Here is a 17,947-nt window from a genome sequence, read left to right as displayed (position 1 = left end):
GCGGACGATCGCCGGATGTCGCACTCCTCCCCTGCGCTCCTCGCTGCACTCTTCGTCTTCCTCATATCCCTGCTCGTCGCGCCCGCCGCGAACGCCGGGACGTTCGACCGCGATACGACGTGGGCCCACACCGGGCTCGCCGCCTCGCCCGCCGACGGCAGCGCCCGCTGGGCCGCCGTCGCCATGCTGCCCGACGGCCGCTTCCTGGCCGCCGGCCGCACCCCCACCGGCCAGGCCGCCGTCGCCCGCTTCACCGCCGCCGGTGAGCTGGACACGACCTGGGCCGGCGACCAACCCACACCCGGGCTGCTCGTCGTCTCCGCCCAGAACGGCGTCGCGCCGGCGGCGCTGAGCGTCCGCCCCGACGGCACCGTGCTGCTCGGCGGCACGACGCTCGCCGTCGACAGCACACCCTCGCTGCTCGTCGCCCGGCTGACCGCGGATGGCCATCTGGACCCGAGCTTCGGCACCGGCGGCACGCTGATCACCACCTCCGGCCCCGAGACGACCCTCGGCGGCCTGGCCGTCACCGGTGACGGCCACATCCTCGTCGCCGCGACCGCGACCGGCAGCGGCACCGACCGCGGCCTGCTCGTGCGGCTCACGGCCGCCGGCGCCCGCGACGCCGGCTTCGGCACAGGCGGCGAGGTCGCCTTCCGGCTCGGCGGCGCCCCCACGACGGTGAGCGACCTCGCGCTCGACGGCGCGGGCCGCATCTACCTGGTCGGCAGCCGCGTGACCACGCCGCGCCGCCAGCTCGCCGTGGCCCGGTTCACCGCCGCCGGCGCGCTCGACACCACCTACGGCACCAGCGGCTACGCCGCCGCCGACCTCAACGGCGCTTCCTCGGCCGTCTACGAGGTGACCGGGCGGCGCCTGCGCGTGGACAACGCCGGCACGGCGCTCGTCCTCGCGGCCGTCAAGAGCGCGACCGGGCCGACGTCGCAGCTCATCGGCCTCGCCCGGCTCACGCCCGCAGGCGCGCTCGACGGCTCGTTCGGCACCGGCGGCACCCGCACGCAGGATGTCTCCCCCTCGCACGTGATGGACCCGGCCGCGCTCGTCACGATCCCCGGCGGCTTCGTCGTCGGCGGCGCGATGACCGTCGGGTCGACCACCCAGTTCGGCCTCGCCGGCTACCTCGAGGACGGCTCGCCCGACCAGACCCTCAACCCCGGCGGCGCGACGAAGAACGCCGCCAACCTGCAGGTCGGCACCGGCGGTCCCGACCGGATCGCCGCCCTCGCCGTCACCCCGCAGGGCCGGCTCCTCGCGGCGGGCACGAGCCAGACGCCGAGCGAGCAGAACCTGAGCGCGATCGTCCGCCTCGGCGGCGATGCGCACGCGCCGCAGGCCGCGGTCAAGCTCAGCTGGGAGCAGGCGGTGCCGGGGCGCGCGGTCCGGCCCGGCCAGACGGTCGGCTTCGACGCCTCGGCCTCGACCGACCCGGACGGCGCGATCGCCCAGTACGAGTGGGACATCGACGGAGACGGGACGTTCGAGCGCAGCGGCGCGAAGGTGCTCGGCAGCTACCCGGCACCGACCCAGGCCGCCGTGACCCTGCGCGTGACCGACGCGGACGGGCTCACCGCCGTCTCGGGCGCGACCGTGCACGTCCAGGCCGACCAGGCCCCGAAGGTCGCGTTCGTCAATCCGACCACCGCGCCGGTCGCGGGCAAGCCGTTCCTGTTCGGCGCGAGCGCCAACGACCCCGACGGCACGATCGCGCGCTACGCGTTCGACTTCGACGGCGACGGCAGCTACGAGACCGACGCCGGCACCTCGCCGCTGGCGACGACGACGTTCGGCCACAAGGGGCCGGCGACCGTCGGCGTGCGCGTCACCGACGACGAGGGCGCGACCGCCACGGCGAAGCTGAACGTGACCGTCAAGGACGCGCCGTGCGTCGAGAACCCGGTCATCAAGATCGAGCGCGCGGTGATCGTCACCCAGGGCGCCGACGTCGCGGGCGGTGCCGGCTGCTTCCACGGCGTGACCACCGACAAGGGCGGCGTGCGCACCACCAGCTACACCACGTCCGGCCACTTCCGCGTCAACGGGCTCGAGGTCGACACGCTCGGAAGCTCGGAGGCGACGCTGGAGTGGAAGCGCAACAAGAGCGGCGACAAGAAGACGCTCTCGCTCACGCTCACCGCCAAGAACGCGCGGGTCGAGGGCACGGCGCAGCAGACCGACTTCACGTTCCACGAGGGCTCGATCAACTGGGGGCTGGACGGCACCACGATCGTGGGCTTCGTCGTCGATCCCAGCGCCGGTATCGGCGGCCTGCCGCTGAAGGTGCTGAGCGCCGTCAAGCTCGGCACCGACGGCTCCTCCAGCCTCGACGTGCTCCCGGGCATGCCGCCGGAGCTCCTCGGCAAGACGCCGAGTGGGCCCAAGCACCTCGTCTTCGGCCCGTCGGCCAACGCGTCGGCGCTCGGCGCGTTCAGCTTCAAGGTCGACCAGATCCCGCTCGGCGTGATCCTCCTCGGCCCCGTCACCGTCTCCTACGACGGCGCGGGCAGCTGGCTGATCGAGGCCGAGGCGGAGATCCCGTACCCGGTCCCGACGAAGGTCGCCGGCCGCCTCGTGATCGTCGCCGGCCACGTCAAGGAGGTCGACCTCGAGCTCAAGGGCGCGCTGCCCACGCCGACGCCGATCATCATCCAGTCGCTCGGCCTGCACATCGACTTCGGCCCCAAGGTCGCGCCCAAGAAGGAGTGCGTGAAGACCGTCGGGCTCGTCGAGACGACGCCGTACGACCTCTACAAGGCGCTTGACTACTACGTGCCGCAGCTGCGTCAGCTCGCGACGGCCAACCCGCAGTACTTCGGCGACCTGTTCCACAAGACGTTCCAGCGCTACCCGGTCCCCACGTTCGCGCTCTGCGGGTCGATCGGGCTCAGCCTCGCCGAGGTGATCGACGCGGACGTGAAGTTCGGCTTCGCCCGCTACGACAACCCGTACCCGAACCTGTTCTTCTTCCAGGGCCACGCGACGATCGCCAAGGCCATCGACGCCGAGATCGCGGCCGAGTTCACCACCGACGGCTACGTGCACTTCAAGGCCGACGTCGGCGGCGGCTACCCCAAGTCGGACCCGTGGGTGGAGTGGAACGTCGGCCTGGACTTCGAGTACTACAAGAAGCAGTTCAACGCCGAGGCGCACGCGGCGCTCACGATCGTGCCGCTGGAGTTCACGACCGGCGCGAACGTGCTCGTGTCCAACAAGGGCGTCGCGGCCTGCCTGTACTTCAAGACGTTCCTGGGCACCTGGCGACCGGGCGCCGGCGCGATGTGGGGCCACGGCCCGACGCTGTACCTGTTCGGCTGCGACGTCAAGGACTACAAGGTCGTCATCACGCACGCCCTGTCCGGCGACAAGGTGATCGGCGACATCGTGCCCCCGGGCACGTCGGCGAGCGCGGCCAAGGCGGGCACGCCGGTGGTCAAGGCGATGCCGACGGGCGGCCACGGGAACTCGGCCGGGCTCGTCCGCTACGAGGGCAAGCCGACGGCGAAGGCCGCGCAGGCCGGGCCCGACCCCGTCGACGTCCCGAGCGGGCTGCCCGGCACGGTGATGGCGTTCAAGGGCGCCGACGCGCCTCCGCACGTGATCCTCCGTGGCCCGTCGGGCCAGGTGTTCGACTCGGGCGCCGGCAACGCGCCCGTGCAGCTGCCGGGGTTCGCCGCGCTCAAGAACGACAAGCTCGACATCACCGAGATCGTGATCGAGAAGCCCGCCGGCGGCCGCTGGACGATCGAGGCCGCGCCGGACTCCTCGCGGCTCGTGCAGGGCATCCAGGCCGACGGCACGCGTCCGGTCACGGCGACCGCGAAGGTCACCGGGTCCGGCCACGACCGCACGCTCGACTACACCGTCAAGGGGCTCCCGGCGGGCAGCCGCGTCGAGTTCACCGAGGCCGGCGCAGGCGGCGGCGGGCGCATCGGCGCCGTCAGGGCCGACGGTCGCGGCACGCTCGCGTTCCACCCGGCCGGCGGTGCGCCCGGTGCGCGGGAGATCAAGGCCGTCGTCTACGGCGCGGACGGCTTCGTCACGGCTCGCCTGGAGCTCGGCAAGTACACCGCCCCCGCTCCGCAGCGGCCGGCCGGCGCGAAGCGGCTCACGGTCAAGCGCTCGGGCAAGAAGCTCGTGCTGCGCTGGCGCGGGAAGGCGTATCGCCAGCAGGTGGACATCCGCAGCAGCAAGGGCCTGAACGTGACGCGGACGGTCAAGCGCCCGACGACCGCGATCGCCCTCCCCGCCGCGGGGACGAAGCTGACCGTGATGGTGACCGGCACGACGAAGGCCGGCGTGAAGGGGCCGGCGGTCCGCTTCACGACCAAGGTGCCCACGAAACGGCCCAAGCACCGGAAGTAGTGAGCGGGAGGGACGTAATATCCCTCCCGCACCGTGACGGACTCAAGGCCAGCCGCGAGCCACACACCGCTCGTCGGCCGGACGAGCGAGCTCGCGGTGCTGGATGAGGCCGCCCGCACGACGCAGGTCTCGGTGATCGAGCTCGTCGGCGAAGCGGGGATCGGCAAGACGACCCTGCTCGAGCACCTCAGCGCCTCCGCGCGGCATGCGGGGGCGCTGGTGCTGACGGCGCGCTGCTCGGAGTACGAGCGCGACGTCCCGTACGCGTTGCTGATCGACGCACTGGACCCGCACCTGGCGGCGCACGGCGCTCCGGCCGGCCTGGCCGCCGAGCAGCTCGCGGCGCTGGGCGGGACGTTCCCGGCACTGGCGGTCCACGCGTCCGGCGCGGCGGTCGAGCGCCACGAGCTGCACCGTGCCGTCCGGGCGCTGCTGGCGCTGCTCGCCGCCCCGCGCGGGCTCACGGTCGCGCTCGACGACCTCCACTGGGCCGACCCGGCGTCGATCGCGTTGGTCGCCTCGATCGTGCGCCGCCCGCCGTCACGGCTGCTGCTGGCGCTCGCCCACCGGCACCGGCAGATCGACTCGGCGCTGGACCCGGAGCTGCGGCGCGCGGCTGACGCAGGGCGTTCACGCCGGCTGCACATCGGCCCGCTGACGCCCGACGAGGCGTCGCGGCTGCTCGAGCGTCCCGCCGACGACCGGTCGCTGCGCACGCTGTACGAGGAAAGCGGCGGCAACCCGTTCCACCTGATGCAGCTCGCTCGCACCACCACGCCGGCGGTGGCGCGCGCGAGCGATCCCGGCTACGGCGAGATCCCCGAAGGGGTGCGCGAGGCGGTCCTGAGCGAGACCACGCCGCTCGGCACCGACGCCCGCGCGCTGCTGGACGGCGCCGCGATCGTCGGCGACCCGTTCGAGATCGACTTCGCGGCGGAGGTCGCCGGGCTCGATCGCGCGACCGCGCTGGAGGCGCTGGACGTGCTGGTGGCCGCGGACCTCGTGCGCGTGACCGACGACGTGCGCCGGTTCCGCTTCCGCCATCCGATCGTGCGCCGGACCGTGTACGAGACGGTCGGCCCGGGGCGGCGGCTGGCCGGTCACGCACGGGCCGCGGCCGGTCTGGAGCGCGCAGGCGCCGGCCCGGTCGCGCTCGCTCACCACGTCGAGCAGTCGGCCGCGCCCGGCGACGAGGCCGCCGTGGCGCTGCTGGCCGAGGCCGCCGCGCAGGTCGCCGGCCGGGCACCGCAGACCGCGGTGCACTGGCTCACCGTCGCGCGCACGCTCGCGCGGGGTCCGCAGGAGCTTGAGCTGCTCGGCCCGCTCGCCGGTGCGCTGGCGGGTTCCGGCCGCTTCGCCGATGCCCGCCGCGTCTTCCTGGAGCTGCTCGCGCCGTTGCCGGAGGACCACCCCGCGCGCACGGAGCTGATCGGCGCTTGCGCGATGATGGACCGCCTCCTCGGTGACCACGACGGCGCGCGCACGCGGCTGCGGAGCGCGCTGATCGACGCCGACCCGCGGGAGGCCGTCGCGCTCAACCTCGAGCTCGCCGCGCACGCCTCCTTGCGCGGCGACCCGCTCGAGATGCGCGTGTGCGCACGTGCGGCCCTGGACGGCGCGACCGAGCCGATCCCGGTGGCCGCCGCCACCGCCGCCCTCGCGATGGCCGCCTACACGCTCGAGCACTACGACGAGGCCCGCACGCTCGGCGCGCGCGCCACGACGCTGATCGCCGCCTTGAGCGACCAGCAACTCGGCACCCGCCTGGAGATGTTGCTGTTCCTCGGCTGGGCGCAGTACTTCGGGGGCGAGTTCGCGGCCGCGCTGCGGCACTTCACTCGCGGCACCGCGATCGCCCGTCGCGCCGGCAGCGCCGTGCTCGCCCTGGAGCTGGCGGTCGGCGAGGCGCTCAGCCTGCTCGCACGCGGCCGCATCGCCGAGGCGCTCGACGTCGCCGACGGCGCCGTCGAGGACGCGCGGCCGCTGGGCAGCGCCCAGTCGCTCGTGTGGACGCTGTTCGCGCAGGCGACGGTGCTGGAGGCGGGCGGCGACCCGGCGGCCGCGGTCCGCGCGGGCGAAGAAGCCGTCGCGCTCACCGCGGGCCTGGAGCCGTCCACGATCGTCGCGGGCTGCGGCTCGGCGCTGGCCGCCGCGCTGGTCGCGACGGGCGAGGGCAACCGCGCGACCAACGTCCTGCTCGAGCTGCAGGGCGGACCGGACCTGCCGCGCTTCTTCGCGGGCCAGCGCTCCGGGTGCTACGAGGTCCTCGTCCGCGCGGCCCTGCTCACCGGGGACACGGCGCGGGGCGAGACCTGGGCCGCCCGTGCCGAGGCCGCCGCGGAGCTGCCGCTCGCCGGTGCGCTCGCGCAGCGGGCGCGGGCGCTCGTCCTGCTGCACGCGGGTGACGCGACGCAGGCGGCCACCCTCGCGCTCGGCTCGGTCGCCACCACCGACGCGCTCGAACTCGCCGTCGAGTCCGCGCGCGGGCGCATCCTCGCCGGACGGGCGCTCGCCGCCACCGGTGATCGCGACGCCGCCGCCGAGCAGCTGCGCGCCGCCGAAGGGTTGCTGATCGATGCGCCCGCCGGCCATCTGCGCGCGGAAGCCGTGCGCGAGCTGCGCAAGATCGGGCGCCGCGTGAACCGGGCGGGCCGTGCCGGCCGCGCCGACGCCGCCGGGCTCGCCGCGCTGACCGCACGTGAGCTCGAGATCGCCCGCCTCGTCGCGCGCGGGCTGACGAACCGGGCGATCGCCGAGACCTTGTTCCTAAGCGAGAAGACGATCGAGAGCCACCTCGCGGGTGCCTTTGTGAAGCTCGGCGTGCGCACGCGGGCGGCGCTCACCGCCGCGCTCGCCGGCTGAACGGGCGGCGAACGTGAGCGCGACCGCCGCGCCCAGCGCGGTGACCGCGAGCCCCGCGACGAGGTCGAACACGTAGTGGTTGCCGGTGGCGATCGTCGAGAGCGAGACGAGCGGGCCCCACAGCAGCGCGAGGCCCCGCAGCCACGGGCGGGAGGTGGCCGCGGCGCCCGCGATCCCCAGCGCGAACGCGAACCCGCAATGCAGGCTCGGCACGGCCGCGATCGGGTTGTAGAACAGCGTCGAGTGGCCCGCGAGCGCGACCGCGGACTGCTGCGACACCCAGTCCGCAAGCCCGACGCCGGCGAGGCGCGGCGGAGCGACCGGGAACAGCGCGTAGACGACCAGCGCGAGCATCCAGGTGGCGATCACGGTCGTGCGCAGCGGCCGGTACAGGCTCGGGCGCCAGCGGTAGAACGCCAGCAGCGCGAGCGGGAGCACGACGATCTGCGCCGCGAGGTAGACGTGGCTGAGCAGCCATTGCACCACGGGCGTGTCGAGCGCGCCCTGGACGGCGTGCTCGACGCCGAGGCCGCCCTGGAAGTCGACCACCCACCGCGCGTTGGCCAGCGCGAGATCCACGTCGCCGTTGGTGGCCCAGCGGCCGGCGTTGTAGAGCAGGTAGGCGAGCCCGAACACCACGAGCTCGCGGATTCCGGGGCGGCGCAGCATCACACCGCCACCGGCACCCGCGGCTCGACCGGCTCCTCGACCGCGTCCGGGTGCCCGGCCATCGGCGCGCGCTTGGGGTCGCGGTTGGCGACGAGGTGCCCCTCGAGCGAGACGTTCGGCAGCAGGCGGTCCAGCCAGCGCGGCAGCCACCAGGCGCGGGCGCCGAGGAGCTGCACGACGGCCGGGGCGATCACGAGGCGCACGATCAGCACGTCGACCAGGACGCCGAGCCCGAGGCCCAGGCCGATCATCTTGGCGGTGACGTCGGGCTGCGTCACGAACGCCAGGAACACCGAGCCCATGATCAGCCCCGCGTAGAGGATCACCTTGCCGATCCGCGAGACGCCGTGGATCACGCTCGCGCGCGGCGAGTCGCCCTCGTTGTGCGCCTCGTGGATGCGCGAGAGCAGGAAGACGTTGTAGTCCATGCTCAGCCCGAAGAGGATCGCGAACATCATCACCGGGATGAACGAGACGATCGGGACGTCGCTACCCACGCCGAGCAGGTCGGCGCCGACGCCCAGCTGGAAGACGGCGACGACGATCCCGTAGGACGCGGCGATCGACAGCAGGTTGAAGAGCGCCGAGACGAGCGGGATCCAGATCGACCGGAACGCGGCCATCAGCAGCAGCACGGACAGCCCGATCACGACCGCGATGAACACCGGCAGGCCGGCGGCGGTCTTCTCCGAGAAGTCCTGGAAGCCGGCCGTGTTGCCGCCGACGTAGGCCTTCAGCGGCGTGCCCGCGAGCGCGCCCGGGATCACGCGGTCGCGCAGCTCGTCGACCAGGTCGCTGGTGCGCTCGTCCTGCGGCGCGGTCGCCGGGATGGCGGTCAGGGTGGCGATCTCGCCGTCCTGGCTGGGCGTGGCGGGCATGGCGGCGACGACGCCGTCCGTGCCGGCGATGGCGGTCCGGAGCCGCTCGAGCTGCTGCGCGGTCGCGGCGTCGCCCTTGGGCGTGTCGACCGTGATCAGCAGCGGGCCGTTCACGCCCGCGCCGAACCCCTGGCTGATCTGGTCGTAGGCGACGCGCTGCGTCGTGTCGGCCGGCTTGTTGCCGTCGTCGGGCTGGCCGAGGCGAAGCTGCGTGACCGGGAAGGCCAGCACGAGCAGCACGAGCACGCCCGCGCCGACCGACAGCCACGGGCGGGCGGTGACGATCTCGCCCCAGCGGGCGAACGGCCGCGACGGGGCGACGTGCGCGTAGCGCTTGGGCGCGAGGCGCTTGGAGAACGCGCCGATCAGGATCGGCAGCAGCGTGATCGCCGACACCACGACGGCCGCGATGCCGATCGCCGCGCCGATGCCCATCTTGCCGATCAGCGGGATGCCGATCACGAGCAGGCCGGCGATCGCCACCATCACGATCAGGCCCGCCGTGACGACGGCCGAGCCGGACGTCGCGAGCGCCTTGGCCGACGCGTCGCGCACGCTGTCCCCCGCCGCGACCTGCTCCCGGAAGCGGCCGATGATCAGCAGCGCGTAGTCGATGCCCGCGCCGAGCCCGAGCATGATCGCGATCGTCGCGGCGAACGCGGGCAGCCCGAGCGGACCCGAGACCGCGGTCAGCACCAGCTGGCCGAAGGCGACGCCGACGAGCGCGCCGAACAGCGTGGCCGTCATCGCCGCGAGCGAGCGGAACAGCAGCGTCAGCAGGATGATCGCGATCCCGATGCCGACCAGCTCGCCGACGGGCGCCTCCTGCTCGGAGGCGAGGTCGACGATCATGCCGCGCGCCGACACCTCGAGCCCGGGCCGCTCCGCCGACTCGGCCGCCTCGAGCAGGCGCTCGCCGTCGGCCTTCTCGGCTTCCATCGGCGGCAGGTCGTACTGCACGGTGGTCTGCGCGATCGTGCCGTCACGCGAGATCAGCCCGTCCGCGTCGAACGGGCTGACGACGCCGCTGACGCCGTCCAGCTTGGCGACGCGCGCGATCGCCGACTCGACCGCCGCGCGGTTCGCGGGATCGGAGACCTTGCCGTCGGTGGCCGTGAAGACCAGCTGCGAGTCGGCGCCGGCCAGCGCGGGCGTGTGCGCCTTCAGCAGGTCGACCGCCATCTGCGACTCGCTGCCCGGGACGTTGAAGTCGTCCGAAGCCGGTTCGCCGTTCGCCGCGAACGCACCGAGCACCACGAGCGCCGCCAGCGCCACGACCAGGCTGCGTCGCCATCGATGGGTGAGCGTGCGCGCCAACCGCGCAAGGACGTCTGACATCCGGATGACTCCTGTGCAAGGGGGAATCGCCGCTCCATGAACGACGCAAGACGTGCATCAATGTAGCCCTTGCAAGTTCGCTTGTCACGTAAATTTGCAAGACATGCAGAATTGCATGGGTCGCGGTGTGGAGCTACGCTGGTGTCGTGGCCGTCCAGGCAGAGTCAGAACGCGAAGGGCTGCGCGAGCGCAAGAAGCGCCAGACGCGCGACACGATCATCCGCACCGCGCTCGAGCTGTTCGACCGCCAGGGCTTCGCCGCCACGACGATCCCGGAGATCGCCGAGGCGGCCAACGTCTCGCCGCGCACGGTCTCGACCTACTTCCAGGCCAAGGAAGACCTCGTCTTCCCCGACAGCTCGCAGATGTTCGACCGGCTGGAAGTCATGCTCGCCGCCCGCGGCGCCGACGGCACCACGGCCGACACGCTGCGCAGGTGGTTCGCCGAGGAGCTGCCGCGGCTGGAGACCGAGCACGCCGCGCTCGCCCGTCGCGTGATCCAGAACGACGAGCACCTGATCGCCTACTTCGCGGGGCACCGCGTCCGCGGCGAGGAGATCATCGCGCGCTCGATCGCCGAGGACCTCTCCGCGGAGCCGGACGAGCTCGAGCCCCGGCTCGCCTCGGCCGCGACGCTTGCGATCTTCGGCGTCCTCGACTCGCTCAAGAAGGACAAGAGCGACTGCGAGGAGCACTCCCCCGCGGACGCCCTCGAGCTGCTCGACCGGGCGCTGGTGTTCGTGGACGCGGGCATCCGCGCCCTGCGCGACACCGCGCGCTGAGCGACCGTTAGTGTGCGCGGCACGGTGCGGGTCGCGCTCTTCATCACGTGCTTCAACGACACGCTCTTCCCCGGCGCGGGCAAGGCGGTCGTCACGCTGCTCGAACGGCTCGGGTGCGAGGTCGACTTCCCGCTGGAGCAGACGTGCTGCGGCCAGATGCACGTCAACTCGGGCTACGGGCACGAGGCCGAGGGGCTGCACGAGCGGTTCGCGCGCGTGTTCGGCGGCTACGACGCGATCGTGTCCCCGTCGGCGTCCTGCACCGCGCACGTCCGCGAGCGGGTCGAGTCGATCGGCGGCAAGGTGTTCGAGCTGACCGAGTTCCTGGTCGACCGGCTGGGCGTGACGGACGTGGGCGCGTCGTTCCCGCACCGGGTCACGTTCCACCCCACGTGCCACTCGCTGCGGTTGCTGGACGTGGGCGACCGGCCGCTGCGGCTGCTGCGCGAGGTGCGCGGGATCGACCTCGTCGAGCTCGAGGGCGCGCGTGAGTGCTGTGGGTTCGGCGGGACGTTCGCGGTCAAGAACGCCGACACGTCGATGGCGATGCTCTCCGACAAGGTGCGGCACGTGCTCGACACGCGCGCCGAGGTGTGCGCGTCGGCCGACACGTCGTGCCTGATGCACATCGGCGGGGCGCTCTCGCGCGGCCGCACGGGCGTGCGCACGATGCACATCGCCGAGATCCTGGCGGCGCAAGAATGAGCTTCAAGACCGCCGCGCGGGAGACGCTGCAGGACGCGCAGCTGCGCCGGAACATCGGCAAGGCGACCACGCTGATCCGCGAGAAGCGGCTGCGCGCGGTGGCCGAGCTGCCCGACTGGGAGCGGTTGCGCGACGCCGGCGAGGCGATCAAGGCATCCGCGATGGCCACGCTGCCCGAGCAGCTGGAGCGGCTGGAGGCGGCGGTCACCGCGGCCGGCGGGACCGTGCACTGGGCGCGCGACGGAGCCGAGGCCAACGCGATCGTCGCGTCGATCGCCAAGCGGGTCGGCACGGATGAGGTCATCAAGGTCAAGTCGCTGGCGACGGACGAGATCGAGCTCAACGAGGCGCTGGAAGCCGAGGGCATCCACGCGCTGGAGACCGACCTTGCCGAGCTGATCGTCCAGCTGAACCCCGACGACAAGCAGTCGCACATCCTCGTGCCCGCGATCCATCGCAACCGGGCCGAGATCCGCGCCCTGTTCGAGCAGACGATCGCGCGCGGGCAGTCGCTCGGGAACGAGGCCTCGGCGATCGCGGAGGCGGCGCGGCTGCACCTGCGCAACAAGTTCCTGACCGTGCCGATGGCGGTCTCAGGGGCGAACTTCGGGATCGCCGAGACGGGGACGATCGGCGTCGTCGAGTCCGAGGGCAACGGGCGCATGTGCCTGACGCTGCCGCGCGTGCTGGTCACGCTGATGGGCATCGAGAAGGTGCTGCCGAGCTGGCAGGACCTCGAGGTGTTCCTGCAGCTGCTGCCGCGCTCGTCGACCGCCGAGCGGATGAACCCGTACACGTCGCTGTGGACGGGCGTGACGCCGGATGACGGGCCGCGGGAGTTCCACCTGATCCTGCTCGACGGCGGGCGCACCCAGGTGCTCGAGGACGAGGTCGGGCGCGCGGCGCTGCACTGCATCCGCTGCTCGGCGTGCCTGAACGTGTGCCCGGTCTACGAGCGGGTCGGCGGGCAGGCGTACGAGTCCGTCTACCCCGGGCCGATCGGCGCGATCCTGACGCCGCAGCTCCGCGGGCTCGACGCGGCGCCGTCGCTCCCGTGGGCGAGCACGCTGTGCGGGGCCTGCTACGAGGTCTGCCCGGTCAAGATCGACATCCCGTCGATCCTCATCCACCTGCGCGGGCGCGTCGTGCGCGAGGAGCAGTCCAAGCTCACCCCCGAGGCCCTCGCGATGAAGGGCATGGCGGCGGCGTTCGCGACCCGCCGGCGCTACGAAGCCGCACAGCGGTTGGCCAGGCTCGGGCGCGGGCCGCTGGCGAAGGCCGCGATCCCCGGCTGGACCGCGATGCGCGACCTGCCCGAGCCGCCGAAGGAGACGTTCCGGGACTGGTGGAAGCGTGAGCGCGGCGAAGGCTGAGATCCTCACCCGCATCCGCGACGCCCTCGGCCCGTCACCCGTCGTGCCGGAGATCCCGCGCGGCTACCGGGCGGCCGGCTCGATCGCGCACGACGGCGTCGTCGAGCAGTTCTGCGCGCACGTCGCCGAGTACCGGGCGACGGTCCATCGCGTCGCGGACTCCGAGGTCGCGTTCGCGGTTCGAGCCATCCTCGGCGAGGGCAAGCGCGTCGGCGTGCCCGTGGGCTTCCGCGACCTCGGGATGCCCGTCGTCGAGGACCACGGGCTGTCGGTCGCCGAGCTGGACGCGCTCGACGCGGTCGTCACCGGAAGCGCGCTCGCGATCGCCGACACGGGCACGATCGCCCTCGTCTCCGGGGCAGCCTCGGGCCGGCGGGCGCTCACGCTCGTGCCCGATCACCACATCTGCCTGGTCGCGGCGTCCTCGATCGTGCCGTCGGTGCCGGACGCGGTCGCCGCGCTCGGTCCCGACGCCCCGATCACGCTCGTCTCCGGGCCGAGCGCGACGTCCGACATCGAGCTCGATCGCGTCGAGGGCGTGCACGGGCCACGTGTGCTGGACGTGATCGTCTTCGCGTGACCCCGTTGACAGGCAAGTAGCCACTTGCCTATGCTGGGTGCATCACGGACGTCTTCCACGCCCTCTCCGCCCCGGCGCGGCGAGCGATCCTCGACGCGCTGTCCGATCGCGACGGCCAGACGCTCTTCGAGATCTGCGCGCGGCTGAGCGCGAAGGGCCTGGGCATGTCGCGCCAGGCGGTCTCCCAGCACCTCGAGGTGCTCGAGCAGGCCGGGCTGGTCAACACGCGCAGGGACGGCCGGTACAAGTTCCACCACCTCGACACGGCGCCCCTGGACGAGATCGTCCGGCGCTGGAAGGAGCCCCGGCAGTGAGGATCACCCTGATGAGCGTCCTGGTCGACGACCAGAAGAAGGCGCTCGCGTTCTACACCGACGTGCTCGGCTTCGAGAAGCGCACCGAGATCCCGATGGGCGAGCACGCGTGGCTCACGGTCGGATCGCCCGAGCAGCCGGGCGGCACGGAGATCTCGCTCGAGCCCGACGCGCACCCGGCCGCCGGCCCGTTCAAGGCGGCGCTGGTCGAGGACGGCATCCCGTTCACGTCCTTCGAGGTCGACGACGTGCACGCCGAGCACGAACGGCTGTCCGCGCTCGGCGTCACGTTCACGCAGGCCCCGACGAACATGGGTCCGGTCACCACCGCGGTGCTGGACGACACCTGCGGGAACCTGATCCAGCTCCACTCCCCCAACTAGGAGCTGATCGCCCGCCAGCGGCGGATGGCGGTGTCGCAGGTCTCGGCCGGGCCGCCGTCGCCGTTCGCGACCAGCCGGAAGATGCCGGCGGCGCGGTCGGCCTCGAGCCGGCCACCGATCGCCACCCACCGCTCGTACTCGCCCGTGCCGAACGGATCGAACGTGCCGGCGGCCTCCAGCCCCTCGGTGCCGAACGTGTCGTCGTCGGGGCTCAGCCCGAGGTCGTCGGTGTGGATGCCCTGCACGAAGCCCTCGGGGTCGCAGTCGGTGCCGAAGCCCGACAGCCACTCGACGCCGGTCCCGTCGTCGTGGCGACGCACGATCACCGGCTCGTCGTCGTCCGTGGCGCCGATGTACAGCGTGCCGGGGTCGCGCTCGGCGCGCAGCGTGCCGTCGAAGCGGCAGCGGTCGGACGGGTCCAGGCGCTCCGTGCGCAGCAGCGAGACCTTCACGCGGGCGGAGTCCTCGCGCACGTCGGACACGACGATCCTCCCTGTGTACTCGGCGTAGTCGCGGCGATTGCCGAACCGACCGACGAGCTTCCCGTGCAGCGATCCGCGCTTGACGACGAGCCGGTTGCGTCCGCGCGTGCTCGGGCTGAGCGCCCCGCGGGCGGCCTTCACGTCGGCGACCCAGCCGTACGTGCGGTCGTCGTCGCACGCCATCTGGACGCGCAGCGTGAGCGAGCGGAGCTCGCGTCCGTCGTCGCTGGTCTGGACGACCGCGAGGTCCTCGTAGGGCTCGAACGCGCCGTAGCCGCGGTTCGCGTGTGCGGCCGACGGCGCGAGGAGCGTCAGCCCGAGGAGGAGGGTGAGCGTGGGGAGGCGTCTCATCACGCCACCCTCCTCCCTGCGCTGCCGCCCGACAATCGGGCGGCAGCCCTGGAGTTACGGCGTCGTCGTGCTCAACGTGAACGTCAGGGTCTTGCTGTACGTCCCGGTCCGCAGCGGGGCGGTGCGCCCGATGTGCTGCTTGAACGTGATCGTCACGTCGTCGTTCGCGACCGGCGCCGTCCACGTGGACGTCGAGAGCAGGACCTGCAGCGGCTCGGGCAGCGAGAACGCCCCGTTGGCCAGGTGGCCGGGGTCGCCCACGGACAGCGTGGCGTCGCCGGCCGTCGAGATGACCTTGGCCGTCGTGGACGCGGTGTAGTCGTCCTCGACGCCGGGCACGAACGGCGCGAACCGCGCCGGCGTGCCGAGCACGAGGCTCAGCGTCGCCGGGACCGTTCCGCCGACGGTGCCGTTCTCGCCGATCTGCACCGTGGCCGAGCGGTAGCTGTCCGCCGTCGCCGGGTTGTTCGGGTCATAGCCCGCCGGCTCGACGTTGCCCGCCGCGTCGACCGAGAACCACTTGAAAGTCGTGGTCTTGTCGATCCACAGCTCCTCCCCGCCCTCGCGGAACTCGGTCTGCTTGTAGCGCGGCGACTGCAGGGTCGGGCGGCTGCCGTCCGTCGTGTAGTAGACGGTCGCCGGCTCGCTCGTCTCGAACCGCATGCCCGTGGGTGAGTCGAACTGGCGGCCGCCGGGCGTCAGCGTGGACGTCGCGGGCGCCTTGTCGCGGCCGAAGTCAGCGGCGATCCGGAACATCTCGATGATGCCGTTCGCGTACTCGAGCGTCTCGCCGTGGCCGCTGATCAGGTTCTCCGAACCGACCCAGTCGGGCTGGAACGAGCCGTCCTGGAACTGGCCGGTCTCGGTGTTGTAGACCGACCCGCCGACCTCCCAGCCGAACGCGAAGATGCCGTAGTTGAAGTACATGTCCTCGCGCACGTTGCCCGCGGACGAGTACAGGACGTCGGACGAGCCGCCGACGTTCTCCGGCGTGACGACCGTCTGGCGTCGCGTGGCCCGCACCTGCGACAGGATCCGGCTGGCCGACTGCCAGTAGAACGACTCGTGCCCGAGCGGCGGCCGCGGCGTGGTGATCCGCCCGTCGGCGATGTACGCGCCCGGCTGCCAGAACAGCTGGCCGCCATTGGAGTGCACGGACATCATGAACTTGATGTTGCGGAAGTTCTCCGCGAGCCAGATCGAGTTCTTGCTCTCGGGCTCCGACAGCTCGGCCGGGCCCTGATAGGTGCCGCTCGTGCAGCTCGACGACGCGCCGTCGTAGCCGTCGAAGCCCGAGCCGACGCGGTAGTTGCGGTTCAGGTCGACGCCCCACGAGTTGCGGTTGCCCGGATCGGCCGTCGCGTCCGGGCAGTGGTTGGTCATGTTCTTACGCTGGGACGCGAAGTTGTAGAACGAGTAGTTCGCGCCGTCCGGGTTGTTGACCGGGATCAGGAACACGTCGACGTTGTCGAGGATGTCCTTGATCGCGGCGTTGGTCTTGTAGTTGTGCACGAGCCGCTCGGCGGTCTCGAGCGTGATCGTCATCGGCACCCACTCACGTGCGTGGTCGGACGCCTGGATCAGCACGCCCGGCTTGCTGCCGTCGCGGTGCTTGCCGATCCGCAGTGCCCGGATCGTGTACGGGCCGCGCGGGACCTCGCCCGCGGGTGCGCCCGTGCGCTTCTGGTCGAGGAAGTCGGTGAGGACGATCGGCGCCGTCGTGGCCGGCACGACGCCCGCGCCCGTGCTCGTCCGGTACGGGTGCGCGCGGTCGATCAGGCCCTGGGATCCGGCCTCGATCGCCTCGGCGACCTGCGCGGCCGTGCTGGCGAGCGCACCCTCGGCGTTCTTGGCCAGGTTGACCTTCACGGCCTTGCCGCTGACCTCCACCGAGAGCGGGAGGTTCGCGCCCGGCCGGTCGACCATCTCGACCGTGATGCCGTTGCCGCCCTCATGGCCCCAGGCGGCCGAGCTCACGACCACGGCGGAGCTCGCCGCGGTGCCCGTGGTCGAGCCGATCGTCGCCTGCGCCTTGCGCTGGTAGCCGTTCGTCTTGTTCGGCAACGGCACGACCTCGGCGATGTCCGGGTACTGCTCCGCGATCTCGTCGAAGCGGCCGTAGAGCTGCTGCGGCGTCTTGTAGCCGTCCACGAAGTCGTACTTGAACTCCGGGTCCGCGGTGAGCGGCGTCACGTCCGACAACCAGTCCGAGACCTTGCCGACCGCCACGCCGCCCGTGCTCGACGTCACGCGGATCTGGTCCGGCCGCGAGCTCACCTTGAACTGGTTGCGGTGGAACATGTAGACGCCCGAGTCGACGAAGCGGCTCATCGCCCGTGGCGCGACGAAGGCGGTGCCCGCCCCGGTGTCGTTCTCGAGCGTCATCGTCACCAGCGGCGTCGTCTGCGCGCCCTGCGTCGTGCGCGCCTCGACGTAGAGGAACCCCTGCCCCTTCGTCGTGAAGTAGTCGGCGCGGACGATCCGCACCGTCGGCGCCGCCGGCCGCAGCAGCGTGTCGGCCGCGGCGATCTGCGCCTTCGCGAAGCCCCACTGGAACTCCTCGCCCGGAGCGAGGATCTCGCCGCCGAGCGCGACCAGCTCGAGCTCCTGCTCCTTCGTCAGGTGCATCTTGGCCTCGATGCCGTCCGGCACCCGCTCGAGCCCGTGGTCGAGGTCGAACCCGCGGTTCTGGGCCTCCGCCAGCATCGCGGCGCCCTTGAGCTTCACCCGCACCGTCCCGTCTTCGGTGCCGCTGGCGAACGCCGGAGCGCTCCCGCCCAACACGCCCGCCGACAACGCGGCAAGCACCAGCAAACGGCTGCGCGTACGCGCCATTCCTGCCCCCCATCC

Annotated in this window: 12 protein-coding genes; 8 read left to right on the top strand and 4 right to left on the bottom strand. The window is 72.4% G+C overall.

Annotation, left to right across the window (positions count from 1 at the left end):
* Window positions 1-15 precede the first annotated feature (15 nt).
* On the top strand, window positions 16-4,380 hold the full coding sequence (locus tag C8N24_RS25985; protein WP_121255618.1) for a PKD domain-containing protein: 4,365 nt from the start codon (window positions 16-18) through the stop codon (window positions 4,378-4,380).
* A 33-nt stretch (window positions 4,381-4,413) separates the two neighbouring features.
* Entirely contained in the window at window positions 4,414-7,242 is a 2,829-nt protein-coding gene (locus C8N24_RS25980; RefSeq protein ID WP_121255616.1) for an ATP-binding protein, read from the top strand.
* On the opposite strand, the gene C8N24_RS25975 is transcribed toward C8N24_RS25980, so the two are convergent.
* Together C8N24_RS25975 and C8N24_RS25970 are read right to left on the bottom strand one after the other, a co-directional pair.
* Entirely contained in the window at window positions 7,147-7,911 is a 765-nt protein-coding gene (locus C8N24_RS25975) for a phosphatase PAP2 family protein (RefSeq protein ID WP_147447995.1), read from the bottom strand. The two genes, C8N24_RS25980 and C8N24_RS25975, sit on opposite strands and share 96 nt — an antisense overlap.
* Complete coding sequence (locus tag C8N24_RS25970; RefSeq protein WP_121255612.1) at window positions 7,911-10,127, bottom strand: MMPL family transporter; 2,217 nt, start codon at window positions 10,125-10,127, stop codon at window positions 7,911-7,913. The genes C8N24_RS25975 and C8N24_RS25970 overlap by 1 nt, the downstream gene beginning before the upstream one ends.
* Before the next feature lie 146 nt (window positions 10,128-10,273).
* On the opposite strand from C8N24_RS25970, the gene C8N24_RS25965 reads away from it, so the two are divergent.
* From C8N24_RS25965 to C8N24_RS25940, 6 genes are read left to right on the top strand one after another with little or no spacing between them, the layout of a single operon-like run.
* Window positions 10,274-10,909 (top strand): TetR/AcrR family transcriptional regulator, encoded by a 636-nt coding sequence (locus tag C8N24_RS25965; protein ID WP_147447994.1) that lies wholly within the window; start codon window positions 10,274-10,276, stop codon window positions 10,907-10,909.
* Window positions 10,910-10,933: 24 nt separating this feature from the next.
* The gene (locus tag C8N24_RS25960) at window positions 10,934-11,614 is read left to right on the top strand and encodes a (Fe-S)-binding protein (protein WP_121258019.1); all 681 of its coding nucleotides are present in this window, start codon (window positions 10,934-10,936) and stop codon (window positions 11,612-11,614) included.
* A complete protein-coding gene (locus tag C8N24_RS25955) occupies window positions 11,611-12,987 on the top strand; it encodes a lactate utilization protein B (RefSeq protein ID WP_121255608.1) in 1,377 nt (458 codons plus the stop codon). The genes C8N24_RS25960 and C8N24_RS25955 overlap by 4 nt, the downstream gene beginning before the upstream one ends.
* The gene (locus C8N24_RS25950) at window positions 12,968-13,567 is read left to right on the top strand and encodes a LutC/YkgG family protein (RefSeq protein ID WP_121255606.1); all 600 of its coding nucleotides are present in this window, start codon (window positions 12,968-12,970) and stop codon (window positions 13,565-13,567) included. Before C8N24_RS25955 ends, C8N24_RS25950 begins: the two co-directional genes overlap by 20 nt.
* Before the next feature lie 41 nt (window positions 13,568-13,608).
* Window positions 13,609-13,881, top strand: coding sequence for an ArsR/SmtB family transcription factor (locus C8N24_RS25945; protein ID WP_121255604.1), 273 nt, complete (start codon window positions 13,609-13,611; stop codon window positions 13,879-13,881).
* Window positions 13,878-14,264 carry a VOC family protein gene (locus C8N24_RS25940; RefSeq protein ID WP_121255602.1) on the top strand — a complete coding sequence of 129 codons (387 nt, stop codon included), beginning with the start codon at window positions 13,878-13,880 and terminating at the stop codon, window positions 14,262-14,264. The genes C8N24_RS25945 and C8N24_RS25940 overlap by 4 nt, the downstream gene beginning before the upstream one ends.
* Here C8N24_RS25940 and C8N24_RS25935 read toward each other — a convergent pair.
* Complete coding sequence (locus tag C8N24_RS25935) at window positions 14,261-15,097, bottom strand: hypothetical protein (RefSeq protein WP_121255600.1); 837 nt, start codon at window positions 15,095-15,097, stop codon at window positions 14,261-14,263. The genes C8N24_RS25940 and C8N24_RS25935 overlap by 4 nt on opposite strands.
* 54 nt (window positions 15,098-15,151) lie before the next feature.
* On the bottom strand, window positions 15,152-17,905 hold the full coding sequence (locus tag C8N24_RS25930; RefSeq protein WP_245972042.1) for a M14 family metallopeptidase: 2,754 nt from the start codon (window positions 17,903-17,905) through the stop codon (window positions 15,152-15,154).
* Window positions 17,906-17,947 lie beyond the last annotated feature (42 nt).

The organism is Solirubrobacter pauli, assembly GCF_003633755.1.
Taxonomy (GTDB): Bacteria; Actinomycetota; Thermoleophilia; order Solirubrobacterales; family Solirubrobacteraceae; genus Solirubrobacter; species Solirubrobacter pauli.
This window is presented reverse-complemented; position numbering and strand designations above follow the sequence as displayed.

Coding starts and splice junctions, on each gene's coding strand:
- C8N24_RS25935 (WP_121255600.1), bottom strand. CDS start 15,097: ATGAGACGCCTCCCCACGCTCACCCTCCTCCTCGGGCTGACGCTCCTC.
- C8N24_RS25970 (WP_121255612.1), bottom strand. CDS start 10,127: ATGTCAGACGTCCTTGCGCGGTTGGCGCGCACGCTCACCCATCGATGG.
- C8N24_RS25985 (WP_121255618.1), top strand. CDS start 16: ATGTCGCACTCCTCCCCTGCGCTCCTCGCTGCACTCTTCGTCTTCCTC.
- C8N24_RS25955 (WP_121255608.1), top strand. CDS start 11,611: ATGAGCTTCAAGACCGCCGCGCGGGAGACGCTGCAGGACGCGCAGCTG.
- C8N24_RS25975 (WP_147447995.1), bottom strand. CDS start 7,911: ATGCTGCGCCGCCCCGGAATCCGCGAGCTCGTGGTGTTCGGGCTCGCC.